Consider the following 12,791-nt stretch of genomic DNA (forward strand, 5'->3'; position numbering starts at 1 on the left):
GCCGAGAGATTCCAGCCGCGAACTCGCCAGGTTGCGGTCGGCCTCGGCGCGCGACAGGGCGCGGCTGGCCTCGGTCACGGCCGCATCGGCGGCACGCCGGGCCTCGCGCGCCTGCTTGTCGGCCTCTGTCAACTCTGCCAACCGCGTGCGCAGCGTTTCGTGCGCGCGGGCTGCGCCCTCGGCACGGGCGGTGGCATGGGCAAGTTGCTGCTTGAGTTCCTCGAGCCGGTTGAGCTGTTCCAGCCGCAGCGCCGCGGCCGAGGGCGCATCCTCGGCCCATGCCCTGTAGCCATCCCATCGCCACAGGTCGCCCTCGGTACTGACCAGCCGCTGGCCCGGTTTCAGTTCAGACTGCAGCGCCGGTCCGTCGTCGGCATCGACAAGCCCGATCTGGCTGAGCCTGCGGGCCAGCACGTCGGGAACATTGACATGCGTGGACAGTGGCGTGACGCCCCCCGGCAGGGGCTGCGCGACGGGGTACCCCGGCAGGCGGGTCCAGCCGGTCGGCCCGTCGGGCGCGACCTCGGGGGCGCGCAAGTCGTCGGCCAAGGCGGCGCCAAGCGCCTTTTCATACCCCGGCGCGACATCGAGCGAATCGAGGATCTGCCCCCCCTCGGCGGTGTCGCGATCCACCAGCCGCGCCAGCGCCGAGACTTCTGCCGACAGCGCGTTGACCTCGCCCTCGGCCTCGGAACGTTCCGCCCGCGCATCCGCCTCGCGCGACTGCGCGTCGGCGCGCGCTTCGTCGGCCAGCCTCAGCGTCTCCTCGGCGTTCTCGGCCGTTTTCAGCGCGGTCGCCTCCGCCTCCTGTGCCGCGGCATGGTCATGGCTGGCCTTGTCCAGCGCCTGCCGGGAGGTGTCGGCGGCAGCACGGGCGCGGGCCGCCTCGGCCTCGCTGTTCTCAAGCGTCTTGCGACTGTCCTCGACAAGCCGTTGCGCCGACTGGTGACGCGCCGACAGCCGGGCCATGTCCTCGGTCAGCTGGCTGAGCGCGGTTTCGCGTTCCTGCAGTACCGCGGCGGCATCCTGTGCCCCGGCCGAGGCGGCGGCAAGACGGTCCTCGTGCCCCTCGGCCGCCTGTGCCAGCACCTCTGTCTCGCGCTCCAGTTCCTCGATCGTCTCGCCGGCGTCGCGATTGAGGTTGTGCTCGCGCTCGATGTCGCGGGACAACTGGCTGATGCGCGACTCAAGCGTCTCGATCCGGGCCTGCGCGGTGGCCTCCTGCTCTTCCAGCGAATCCCGGCTGACCTGCAATCTCTGCAATACGGCCGCGGCGATGGCATCCTCCTCGCGCAGCGGCGGCAGCGCGGCCTCGGCCTCCCCGCGGGTCCGTGCGGCCTCGCGCGCCGCAGTTTCAGCCTTGGCGGCTTCCGTCAGCCGGGCATGCAACCCGGCATCGGCCTCGGCACGGGCCGCGTCGGCCTCCTGCCAGCGACGGTAGAGCAACAGCCCCTCGGCATGGCGCAACTCCTCGCCGATCTTGCGATAGCGGGCGGCCTGCCGCGCCTGCCGGTCCAGCTGTGTCAGCTGCCCGGCCAGCTGCTCGATCACGTCGTCGACACGCGCAAGGTTGGTCTCGGCGGCGTTGAGCTTGAGTTCGGCCTCGTGCCGGCGCTGGTAAAGGCCCGAGATGCCTGCCGCCTCCTCCAGCACGCGGCGGCGCGCCTTGGGCTTGGCGTTGATCAGTTCCGAAATCTGGCCCTGCCGCACCAGCGCGGGCGAGTGCGCACCGGTCGAGGCATCGGCGAAGAGCATCTGCACGTCCCGCGCGCGCACGTCCTTGCCGTTCAGCTTGTAGGCGCTGCCCACGTCGCGGGTGATGCGGCGGACGATCTCGAGGTGGTCGGCATCGTTGAACCCCGCCGGCGCCAGCCGGTCCGTGTTGTCGATATGAACCGCGACCTCGGCATAGTTCCGGGCCGGGCGCGTCGCCGCCCCGGCAAAGATCACATCCTCCATGCCCGAGCCGCGCATCGAGGTGGGCCGGTTCTCTCCCATGACCCAGCGAAGCGCCTCAAGCAGGTTGGACTTGCCGCAGCCATTGGGCCCCACCACGCCCGTCAGGCCCGGCTGGATCAGCAGGTCGGTGGGGTCAACGAAGCTTTTGAAGCCTGTCAGCCTGAGCTTGGAAAACTGCACGGCGTGCCCTCTCGGTCGGTCTGGCGCCGGTGATTCCGGTCTTGGGTCGCCATCAGATGCGCTCAGGCGCAACCTGTCAACGGCAAACCCCACCATGTGGCTTGCAGCTGACGGTTATCCACAAGATATTGCCGCCGCACCGCGGATGCGCAAGGCGCCGCGCGTGATGCCGGTCAGCGTCGGGGATCGGGAAACAAACCGCGGCAGCCACGCGGCCATGCCGCCACTGTAACACCGGGCGTCGGAATCTGCCTTGACGCAACGGCGCGCCCGCTTCATACCGAGACATGCAAGGGTCCCGTATCGGGTGCGACGCATCCGGGGACGAAATGGGAATGACGTGCCGGCGGACCCAAACAGGGCGCCCATGCGTCAGCCGCCCCCGCGACTGTGAGCGGCGAGCCCCTGCCAAGATGCCACTGGGCGCTCATGCCCGGGAAGGCGGCAGACAAGGCGACGACCCGCGAGCCAGGAGACCAGCCTTTGCGCGATGGCATCCAGCCCCGGGTGTGGGGCGCGAAAAGAGAGTAGAAGACATGACCGCACTGGTTCAATCGGCATCCAAATCCGCAATTCTTCCGGTCCTGACCGCCCTCGGGCTTGGGCTCGGCATCCTCTCCGTCGCCGGGCATGTGCAGGCGGCCGCGCTGCACGATTCCGCCCATGACGTGCGCCACGCGACCGGCTTTCCCTGCCACTGATCCATGCTCCAGAGAATCCTGACCAGCGCGCTGCTCGCTGGCTTCTGCGCGGGCCTGATAGCGGCCGCGTTGCAGTTCGCTTTCGTGCAGCCGGTGCTACTGCACGCCGAACTCTATGAATCCGGCGAACTCGTTCATTTCGGCGGCGATGCCGTCAGCGCCGACCCGGACCTTCCGGGGTTCAGCCCCGTTCGCGACGGGCTGAGCGTGCTGTTTTCTGCGCTGATCTACGTGGGTTATGCGCTGATGCTTGTCGCGGTGATGGCACTGGCCGCGGACCGGGGTGTGCGGATCGACGCCCGCACCGGGCTTGTCTGGGGGATTGCGGGGTTTGCCGCGTTCCACCTTGCGCCCGCCGTCTCCTTGCCCCCCGAGGTGCCGGGCGTGGCCGCGGGCGACATCGGTGCACGGCAAGTCTGGTGGTGGTCCACCGTGGCGGCCACGGCTGCGGGGTTGGGGCTGATCGGTTTCGGCCGGAGCTGGGCAGCATGGGGCGCGGCAGCAGTCCTGATCGTTGCGCCGCACGCGGTCGGCGCCCCGCATCCCGACAGCTTTGCCGGCCCGGTCCCGCCCGAGATCGCCGCGCTGTTCGCCAGCCGCGCGCTTGGCGTCGGCTTGGCCGTGTGGGTCGTTCTGGGCGCACTCGCCGGGTATTTCTGGCAGCGCGAGGCGACCCAGGCCCCGGCTGCGGCCTGAGCCACCAAGCCAGGCACGGGCGGTCCGTGTGCCGCCCGCGCCGCGCAGGAGGAGCACGTGATGCCCCGACACTTCGTCTTTCTCATCATCGGTTTGTTTTTCGGCGCCGGTCTCGGATTCATGGTCGCCGCCACGACGGGCGCAACGGTCGAGGGGCATGCGCATGGCAACGATGCCGTGCACGATCATGCCGCCCACGACCATGGCGACGGCGACCAAGACCATTCGAAAATGACCGAGGTCGCGGGGCCCGCGCCCGGGCTTGAAATCGTGGTGCACCCCGACGGACCACGGAGCCGGAACCTCGAGATCGCGACCGAGAACTTCACCTTCGCCCCCAGGTCGGTGAACGGCCCGCACGTGCCCGGCGAAGGTCACGCCCATGTCTACCTCAACGGTGTCAAGATCGCCCGCGCCTATGCCCGCTGGTTTCACCTGTCGGCGCTGCCCAAGGGCGAGCACCAACTCCGCGTGACACTCAATGCAAACGATCACGGCCAACTGACCGTGAACGGCACCGCCGTCGAGGCGACCACGACATTTTCAATCGAGTAACTCAGCCGCGACCGCAACGGCCCAGCCGCCACGCTTTGCGAGGCTCCCCTCGCCGGGTGCGCCCGGGACCGACGCGGCCCTTTTCTTTCGCCCAACAGGCCATATGATCGCCCCGCACGAACGGTCCGGAGGCTGCCATGATACTCAACATCGCGATCATACTCGCGGCGCAGCTGGCCGGCGAGGTTCTGGCCCGCGCGCTGGCCCTGCCCATCCCCGGGCCCGTGATCGGCATGGCGCTGCTGTTGGCGGGGTTCATCGCCAGCCGGAAGCTCGCCGACCGCATCCTGCCGACCTCGCAGGGCATACTCGCCCATCTGTCACTGCTTTTCGTGCCCGCTGGCGTCGGCGTCATCAGCCACGCCGAGGCGCTCGGCGAGTCCGGGCCGGCACTGCTGCTTGCACTGGTGGCCAGCACGGTGCTCGCACTTGTGACCGGCGCGCTCACCTTCGTCTGGCTGGCCCGGCTCACGGGCAACGCGGAGAAGACCGAATGACGGACCTGCCCGACATCTGGTCCTATCTGCGCGAGGGGCCGCTTATCTGGCTGACGGCGACGCTGGCGGCCTACCTCGTCGGCGACACGGCGTTCCGCGCGGCGGGGCGCAACCCGCTGGTCAACCCGGTCCTGGTGGCCATGGCTCTTCTCGCCGCGGTGCTATGGGCCACGGAAACACCCTACGCGACCTATTTCGAAGGCGCGCAGTTCGTTCATTTCATGCTGGGCCCGGCAACGGTGGCTCTGGCGGGGCCGCTTTACACCAACCTGCACCATGTCCGCCGCACGCTGCTGCCGATGGCCGGCGCGCTGGCGGTGGGGTCGGTCACGGCGGTGGTCTCGGCGCTATGGATCGCGCGAGCCCTCGGGGTGGAGGGGGCCGCGCTGGCCTCGCTCGCACCCAAGTCGACCACGGCGCCGGTCGCCATCGGGATCGCCGAACAGCTTGGCGGCCTGCCCACCCTGACGGCGGCGCTGGTGATCCTGACGGGGATCATCGGCGCGGTGATCGTGACGCCGCTGATGAACGGTCTGCGCGTCACCGACTGGCGCGCGCGGGGCTTTTCGGTCGGCGTCGCCGCCCATGGCATCGGCACCGCCCGGGCCTTTCAGGTGAACGAGACCGCGGGCGCCTTCGCAGGGATCGGCATGGGGCTCAACGCCTTGCTGACCGCCATCATCGCGCCTTATGTACTGGCACTGTTCCAATGAAGGGGAGGCGCGCCAGATGAGCGACGACAGCGAACGCCACGCGGCAAAGATGGCCAAGAAGAAGGCCGCGCGCGACCGCATCATGTCCACCAAGACCGAGGAAAAGGGCCTGATCATCGTCCACACCGGCAAGGGCAAGGGCAAGTCATCCGCCGCCTTCGGCATGATATTCCGCTGTATCGCCCACGGCATGCAGTGCGCCGTCGTCCAGTTCATCAAGGGCGGCATGAGCACCGGAGAACGCGACCTGATCACCCAAAGGTTCCCGGATGTCTGCGCGTTTCACACCATGGGCGAGGGATTCACCTGGGAGACGCAGGACCGCGCCCGCGACATCGAGATGGCACAGGCGGCATGGGAGACCGCCAAGAACCTGATCCGGGACGACTCGAACCGGATGGTCCTGCTCGACGAGATCAACATCGCGCTGCGCTACGACTATATCGACATCGCCGAGGTGGTCCAGTTCCTCGCGGAGGAAAAGCCGCACATGACCCATGTCGTCCTGACCGGGCGGAACGCCAAGGACGATCTCGTGGAGATCGCCGACCTGGTCACGGAGATGGAGATGATCAAGCACCCGTTCCGCTCGGGCGTGAAGGCGCAACTCGGGGTGGAGTACTGACCGCCCCCGGCGGCCGACCAAGGCAGATTTCCGTTTCCTGAATCCGCATTGCATGTCAACATCCCCAAAGGCTCAGGGCCGGGACAAGCCCGCGGCCCACGCCTGACAGGGAGGAAATGCAAAATGAATTTGAGACCGGATCCGACATTCTACCCCACCCCCAAGATCGCGATGGACGCACCGGCCGAGAAGCTCGCCTTCACGCTGATGCTCAGCCCGGACGGGTCGCAGCCCGACGGGCTTGCCATCATCGACGTCGACCCGGGGTCGAAAAACTATGGCGACATCGTCCACAAGGTCATCATGCCGAACAAGGGTGACGAGTTTCACCATTTCGGCTGGAACGCCTGTTCGTCGTCGCTGTCACCTCTCTCGGGGCACGCGTTCCTGGAACGGCGGTACCTCATCATTCCCGGCATCCGGTCGTCGCGCATTTACGTGATCGACGTCAAGGAGCCGCTGGAGGCCAAGATCCACAAGATCATCGAGCCCGAGGAGGTGTTCGCCAAGACCGGCTATTCCCGCCCGCACACCATCCATTGCGGACCGGAGGGGATATACGTGTCCACCCTTGGCGGAGGTGGCGAGGATGGCACCGACGGCCCGCCGGGAATATTCATCATGGATTGCGAGAGCTTCGAGATCCTCGGCCGGTACGAGATGGACCGCGGCCAGCAGGAGAAACACTACGATTTCTGGTGGAACCTGCCGCGCGACTACATGGTCAGTTCCGAATGGGGCCTGCCGCCGCAGTTCGAGAACGGACTCGTCCCCGAGGACCTGCTGTCCAACAAGTATGGCCACAAGATCCATTTCTGGAACCTGCGCGAGCGCCGCAACGTCCAGACCATCGACCTCGGCGAGAACCACCAGATGGCACTGGAAATCCGGCCCGCGCACGACCCGGCCAAGGATTACGGCTTCTGCGGCGTGGTCGTGGACACCACCAACCTTCAGGGCGCGATCTTCACCTGGTGGCAGAAGGAGGACGGCACCTTCGAGGCCAGGAAGACCATCACCATCGACCCCCAACCCGCTGCTGCCGACGACCTGCCCGAGCTTCTCAAAGGGTTCGAGGCGGTGCCGCCCCTGGTGACGGATATCGACCTCAGCCTCGACGACCGGTTCCTTTACGTGGCCTGCTGGGGCACCGGCGAGATGCACCAGTATGACGTGTCCGACCCGATGAACCCCAAGCTGGCCGGCAAGGTCGAGATCGGCGGGATCGTCAAGAAGACCAAGCACCCCAACGGCAAGCCGTTCGGCTATGGCCCGCAGATGGTCGAGATCAGCCGCGACGGCAAGCGGGTCTACTGGACGAATTCGCTCTATTCCACTTGGGATGACCAGTTCTACCCGGGCGAACGCGGCGCGGCGATGGTGATGGCGCGCGCGGGCGATGGCGGCGGGCTTGACCTCGACCCCGATTTCTGGGTGGAGTTCCCCGACGGCTACCGCGCCCACCAGATCCGGCTGGAGGGCGGAGACTGCTCCACCGACAGTTTCTGTTACCCCTCCGTCTGATCCGTGGAGGACGCAAGCACGGTCGCGGCCCTTTGGTGGGCCGTGATCGCCTCCGGTCTCTATCACGGCCTCAACCCCGGCATGGGATGGCCGCTGGCAGTATCGGCCGCGCTCATGGAGCGCGACGGCCACAGGCTCTGGCGTGCACTGCTGGCCCTTGGGGCGGGGCACCTCGTGGCGATGACGGCGATCCTGCTGCCGTTTTCGGCGATGCTCCTGCTGGTGGACTGGCAGCGCGAGATCCAGGTCGGGGCGGCGGTCCTCGTGATCGCGATGGGGATTTACCTGCTGGTCACGCGCCGGCATCCGCGGTTTCTCGCCCGCGTGCCCCCGTCCCGGCTGGCCTTGTGGTCCTTCCTTGCGGCCATGGCGCACGGTGCGGGGCTGATGCTGGTGCCGATATACCTGGGCCTGTGCGACCTTTCACAGGAGGGCACGGGCCATCGCGCCGCCTTCGCGCTGATGTCCTCCGACACCGGCGCGGCACTCGCCGTGGCGGTCACGCACACCGTGGCGATGACGTTGGCGGGCGGCGCGCTGGCCGTCGGCGTCTATCGCTGGCTGGGGTTGCGATTCCTGAGCAGGAGCTGGTTCAACCTCGACACGATCTGGGCCGCCAGCCTGGTCCTGGTGGGCGTGATATCGCTTGTCGCGCTGCATTGACCGTGGCGGCCGGTCCGGGCAAACATACCGGATCGCTCCCCGGATCACGCTTCATCTTGCCTGAAATACTCCGGGGGAGTCGCGCCAAGGGCGCGACGGGGGCAGCGCCCCCGGCGAAACCGCCCCGACCAGGACCATGCCGATGCCATTTCAGAAAGTCACTCCGGAAAAGCTCTCAGACGCGGTAACACGACAGATCGAGAAGCTCATCCTGCGCGGCATACTCCGCCCCGGCGAGCGGCTGCCCGCGGAACGCGACCTGGCCGAAAGGCTGGGTGTTTCCCGCCCGTCTCTGCGGGACGCGGTGGCGGAACTTCAGGACAAGGGCCTGCTCACGACGCGCGCCGGGGCCGGCATCTACGTCGCCGACGTGCTGGGGAACGCGTTTTCCGACGCGCTGATACGGTTGTTTTCCGACCATGGCGAAGCGGTCTTCGACTACGTCGCCTTTCGCCGCGATCTCGAGGGGCTGGCGGCCGAGCGCGCGGCGCGGCTGGCCTCCGATACCGATCTCGCAGTGGTGGGCGAGATCTTCGCGAAGATGGAGGCAGCCCACGCCCGGACCGAACCCGACCGCGAGGCCCGGCTGGACGCGGAGTTCCACATGTCCATCATCGAGGCCAGCCATAACGTGGTGATGCTGCACATGATGCGCTCGATGTTCCAGCTCCTGCGCGAGGGTGTCTTCTACAATCGTCAGGTCATGTTCAAGCAGCACACCACGCGCGGTGCCCTGCTCGACCAGCACCGCGCGATAAACGCGGCGCTGCAGGCGCGCGACGGGGCCGCCGCCCGGGCCGCGGTCGAGGCCCATCTGAGTTACGTCGAACGTGCCCTTGCCGACCAGCAGCGCGCCGAGCGCAACGAGGCGATCGCCCGGCAGCGGCTGGAACACGAGCAATCTCGCTGAGCGGCCGGATGCGGCCAGACGCCGGGCGGTGCCGGCGTGTGCGCACTGCCCATTTTTTACCATTTGATAAAAAATAATCCTGTGGCATACTCCCCCAAAAGACGTCCAGCAGGGGAGGACACATTGACCCATAGCGCGCTGACCCCCGGGATCGCCGCCGGACGGCTCCGGCCCGAGGAGTACGAGAACAACTTCGCCGACCTGCATCCCCCGCTTGATGACCACGAGGCGCTCGTGGCCGCGGACCGGTGCTACTTCTGCCATGACGCACCCTGCATCACGGCCTGCCCGACGGAAATCGACATCCCACTTTTCATCCGCCAGATCGCCACCGGAACGCCCGAGGCGGCGGCCAAGACGATCCTGACGCAGAACATCCTGGGCGGCATGTGCGCCCGCGTCTGCCCGACGGAAACGCTGTGCGAGGAAGCCTGCGTGCGCGAGATCGCGGAGGGCAAGCCGGTGCTGATCGGTCAACTTCAGCGCTATGCCACCGACACGCTGATGGCCACGAACAGCCATCCCTTCAGCCGTGCCGCGCCCACCGGAAAACGCGTGGCAGTGGTCGGTGCGGGGCCCGCGGGCCTCGCCTGCGCGCACCGTCTTGCGATGCACGGCCACGACATCACCCTCTATGATGGCCATGAAAAGCCCGGCGGTCTGAACGAATACGGCATCGCCGCCTACAAGACCGTCGACGACTTCGCACAGGCCGAGGTGGACTGGCTGCTGCAGATCGGCGGCATTACCGTCGAAACGGGCCGCAGGCTCGGGGAGGATCTCACGCTCGGCGCGTTGCGCGACAGCTACGACGCGGTTTTCCTGGGGATCGGCCTGGGCGGGGTCAACGCGCTCGGTCTGGAGAACGAGGACAAGGACGGGATCGCCGACGCCGTCGGTTTCATCGCCGAGCTGCGGCAGGCCGCGGACCTGTCAAGGATGCCCGTGGGGCGCGACGTGGTGGTGATCGGCGGCGGCATGACGGCGATCGACGCGGCCGTGCAGGCGCGGCTTCTGGGGGCGCTGAACGTCACCCTCGTCTATCGCCGCGGGCGCGAGCGCATGAACGCCAGCGTTTACGAACAGGATCTTGCCGCCTCCAAGGGGGTAAGGATCATCACCAACGCGGCGCCGGTGGCCATCCACGGCAATGGCAAGGTGCGCGAGGTGGAGTTCGAATACACAGATGACGAACTCGAACCCACGGGCGAGCGGTTCCGCCTGCCCGCCGACCAGGTGTTCAAGGCCATCGGCCAGACGCTGCAAGGTGGCAACCTGCCGGATCTCGACGGTCGCAAGATCAAGGTCACGCGTGCGGGTCGCACATCGCTCGACGGGGTCTGGGCCGGGGGCGACTGCGCTGCCGGCGGCGACGACCTCACCGTGACGGCGGTGGCCGAGGGCCGCGACGCCGCAGAGGACATTCACGCCAGCCTGACCGGCTGAGCCGAGCCAGGGGAGACCAGCACAATGGCCAATCTCGAGACGAACTTCGTCGGCATCACCTCGCCCAACCCGTTCTGGCTGGCGTCGGCGCCGCCCACGGACAAGGAATACAACGTGCGCCGCGCCTTCGAGGCCGGCTGGGGCGGCGTGGTATGGAAAACCCTGGGCGAGGACGGCCCGCCCATCGTCAACGTCAACGGCCCGCGCTACGGTGCGATCTGGGGAGCCGATCGCCAACTCCTGGGCCTCAACAACATCGAGCTCATCACCGACAGGCCGTTGCAGACCAACCTCGACGAGATCGCGCGGGTAAAGAAGGACTACCCTGACCGCGCCATCGTCGCATCGTTGATGGTGCCGGTGAACGAGGACAGCTGGAAGGAGATTCTCGCCCGCGTTGCCGACACGGGCTGCGACGGGGTCGAACTCAATTTCGGCTGCCCCCACGGGATGAGCGAACGCGGCATGGGGTCGGCCGTGGGCCAGGTGCCGGATTACGTGCAGCAGGTCACCGAGTGGTGCAAGAAACACAGCGACCTGCCGGTGATCGTGAAGCTCACGCCCAACATCACCGATATCCGCAAGCCCGCGCAGGCAGCGAAGGACGGCGGCGCCGACGCGGTGAGCCTCATCAACACGATCAACTCGATCACCGGTGTGAACCTCGACATGTTCGCCCCCGAGCCCACGATCGACGGCAAGGGCGCGCATGGCGGCTATTGCGGGCCGGCGGTCAAGCCCATCGCGCTCAACATGGTGGCCGAGATCGCCCGCACGCCCGAGCTTCAGGGCCTGCCGATTTCCGGCATTGGCGGGGTGAGCACCTGGCGTGACGCGGCGGAATTCATGACGCTCGGCGCGGGCAACGTGCAGGTCTGCACGGCAGCAATGACCTATGGCTTCAAGATCGTGCAGGAGATGATCTCGGGCCTGTCGCAATACATGGACGAAAAGGGCTTCGACTCCGTCGATCAGGTCGTCGGGCGGGCGGTACCGAACCTTTCCGACTGGCAGCACCTGAACCTGAACTATGTCACCAAGGCGCGGATCGACCAGGACCTGTGCATCAAGTGCGGCCGCTGCTATGCGGCGTGCGAGGATACCAGCCACCAGGCGATCTCGATGTCGGAGGACCGGGTGTTCGAGGTCATCGACTCGGAATGCGTGGCCTGCAACCTGTGCGTCAATGTCTGCCCGGTCGAGGGCTGCATAACCATGGAACAACTGGAACCCGGCGCGGTAGACGAACGCACGGGGCAGATCGTGCCCGGAGAATACGCCAACTGGACAACACACCCCAACAACCCCGGCAAATGCGCGGCCGAATAGGCGCGGAGATTTTTCGCGAAAAATCTCCGTTCTGAAAAATTCGCGAATTTTTCAGAACAGCATTCGGACCGGGCCGGGGTGGCACACGACAACGTACTGGTCGGCGGTTTCTATCAGGTGGAATCCGCGGGCGCGCACGGCACGGAGGAACGTGTCGCGCCCGACCTCCCTGTCGACCCATGCGATCGAACGACGCACGACGCCACGGCGCTGCACCGCCTTCGCGGCGAACATCTGGTCAAGCCAGTAATCGGGTCCGGTCTGTCGGGTTCGGGCGGGCATGTCCCGATGCTGCACCGGCCATGGTGAACGCGAGGTTAAGGTGTGAGCAGGCGCCGGTAGAGCGTGTCGAGAAAGGCGGCCGCGCCGGCATGCACGTCGTCGCGCCCCCGCATCAACACCTGCACCTGCGCGTCGAAATCCGCATAGTGCTGCGTCGTCGCCCAGATCGAGAAAATCAGGTGGCGTGCATCCACCGGCGCCAGCTGCCCCGCGGCGATCCAGCCGTCGATCAGCGCCGCCGTCTCGTCCACCAGCGGTTTCAACCCGGTTTGCAGGTGCGGCGCCATCCGTGGCGCTCCCTGGATGATCTCGTTGGCGAAAAGGCGGCTTTCGCGCGGAAATTCCCGGCTCATCTCCAGCTTGCGGTGAACGTAGCGCAGGATTTCCTCCAGCGGGTCGCCATCCGGGTCGATCTCGCGCAGGGGGGCCAGCCACGCGTCCATCAGCCCGTTCAGCAGCGTGACGTGGATCTCTTCCTTGCCGGAGAAATAATAGAGGATGTTGGGCTTGCTCAGCCCGGCCGCGTCGGCGATCTGGTCAAGCGTCGCGCCACGGAACCCATGTTGCGAGAACACGTCGAGCGCCGCGTCCAGGATGCGCTTGCGGTTGCGCTGCTGGATACGGCTCGTCCGCGGTGCCGCACCGGCGGGGGGGCTGTCCTGCATGCTTGTCCCTTCGCGTGTTTTGCCGCAAACCCTAGCACCGATCGCG

General features: G+C 67.0%; 14 protein-coding genes and 1 riboswitch. Of the genes, 11 read left to right on the forward strand and 3 right to left on the reverse strand.

The features are described from left to right. The coding region (locus ACH13J_RS06420) for an AAA family ATPase (RefSeq protein WP_397542490.1) at positions 1-2,139 on the reverse strand (2,139 nt) is incomplete at its 3' end. A 276-nt stretch (positions 2,140-2,415) separates the two neighbouring features. Beyond that, a riboswitch (cobalamin riboswitch) is annotated at positions 2,416-2,638 on the forward strand. Positions 2,639-2,675: 37 nt separating this feature from the next. Between ACH13J_RS06420 and ACH13J_RS06425 the strand changes: the two genes are divergently transcribed. From ACH13J_RS06425 to preA, 11 genes are all read left to right on the forward strand, one after another. After that, positions 2,676-2,840, forward strand: coding sequence for a CbtB domain-containing protein (locus ACH13J_RS06425; protein ID WP_397542491.1), 165 nt, complete (start codon positions 2,676-2,678; stop codon positions 2,838-2,840). Positions 2,841-2,843: 3 nt separating this feature from the next. Next, complete coding sequence (locus ACH13J_RS06430) at positions 2,844-3,536, forward strand: CbtA family protein (protein ID WP_397542492.1); 693 nt, start codon at positions 2,844-2,846, stop codon at positions 3,534-3,536. A 60-nt stretch (positions 3,537-3,596) separates the two neighbouring features. Then, positions 3,597-4,091 carry a hypothetical protein gene (locus ACH13J_RS06435; RefSeq protein WP_397542493.1) on the forward strand — a complete coding sequence of 165 codons (495 nt, stop codon included), beginning with the start codon at positions 3,597-3,599 and terminating at the stop codon, positions 4,089-4,091. A 137-nt stretch (positions 4,092-4,228) separates the two neighbouring features. Further along, the gene (locus ACH13J_RS06440; protein ID WP_397542494.1) at positions 4,229-4,588 is read left to right on the forward strand and encodes a CidA/LrgA family protein; all 360 of its coding nucleotides are present in this window, start codon (positions 4,229-4,231) and stop codon (positions 4,586-4,588) included. Next, a complete protein-coding gene (locus tag ACH13J_RS06445; RefSeq protein ID WP_397542495.1) occupies positions 4,585-5,301 on the forward strand; it encodes an LrgB family protein in 717 nt (238 codons plus the stop codon). The genes ACH13J_RS06440 and ACH13J_RS06445 overlap by 4 nt, the downstream gene beginning before the upstream one ends. 16 nt (positions 5,302-5,317) lie before the next feature. Next, on the forward strand, positions 5,318-5,926 hold the full coding sequence (gene cobO, locus ACH13J_RS06450) for a cob(I)yrinic acid a,c-diamide adenosyltransferase (protein ID WP_397542496.1): 609 nt from the start codon (positions 5,318-5,320) through the stop codon (positions 5,924-5,926). Between the two features lie 123 nt (positions 5,927-6,049). Further along, positions 6,050-7,450 (forward strand): selenium-binding protein SBP56-related protein, encoded by a 1,401-nt coding sequence (locus ACH13J_RS06455; protein WP_397542497.1) that lies wholly within the window; start codon positions 6,050-6,052, stop codon positions 7,448-7,450. 3 nt (positions 7,451-7,453) lie between these two features. Then, complete coding sequence (locus tag ACH13J_RS06460) at positions 7,454-8,113, forward strand: hypothetical protein (protein ID WP_397542498.1); 660 nt, start codon at positions 7,454-7,456, stop codon at positions 8,111-8,113. A gap of 142 nt (positions 8,114-8,255) precedes the next feature. Continuing rightward, positions 8,256-9,023, forward strand: a complete 768-nt coding sequence (locus ACH13J_RS06465; RefSeq protein ID WP_397542499.1) for an FCD domain-containing protein — start codon at positions 8,256-8,258, stop codon at positions 9,021-9,023. A gap of 123 nt (positions 9,024-9,146) precedes the next feature. Further along, the gene (locus ACH13J_RS06470) at positions 9,147-10,469 is read left to right on the forward strand and encodes an NAD(P)-dependent oxidoreductase (RefSeq protein WP_397542500.1); all 1,323 of its coding nucleotides are present in this window, start codon (positions 9,147-9,149) and stop codon (positions 10,467-10,469) included. A 24-nt stretch (positions 10,470-10,493) separates the two neighbouring features. Next, complete coding sequence (preA, locus tag ACH13J_RS06475; protein ID WP_397542501.1) at positions 10,494-11,798, forward strand: NAD-dependent dihydropyrimidine dehydrogenase subunit PreA; 1,305 nt, start codon at positions 10,494-10,496, stop codon at positions 11,796-11,798. Positions 11,799-11,849: 51 nt separating this feature from the next. Here preA and ACH13J_RS06480 read toward each other — a convergent pair whose 3' ends face one another. Further along, on the reverse strand, positions 11,850-12,080 hold the full coding sequence (locus ACH13J_RS06480; protein ID WP_397542502.1) for an N-(5'-phosphoribosyl)anthranilate isomerase: 231 nt from the start codon (positions 12,078-12,080) through the stop codon (positions 11,850-11,852). Positions 12,081-12,115: 35 nt separating this feature from the next. Next, positions 12,116-12,745: a TetR family transcriptional regulator C-terminal domain-containing protein gene (locus ACH13J_RS06485; protein ID WP_397542503.1), complete on the reverse strand. Its 630-nt coding sequence runs from the start codon at positions 12,743-12,745 to the stop codon at positions 12,116-12,118. Positions 12,746-12,791 lie beyond the last annotated feature (46 nt).

The organism is Roseovarius salis, assembly GCF_044472985.1.
Lineage (GTDB): Bacteria > Pseudomonadota > Alphaproteobacteria > Rhodobacterales > Rhodobacteraceae > Roseovarius > Roseovarius salis.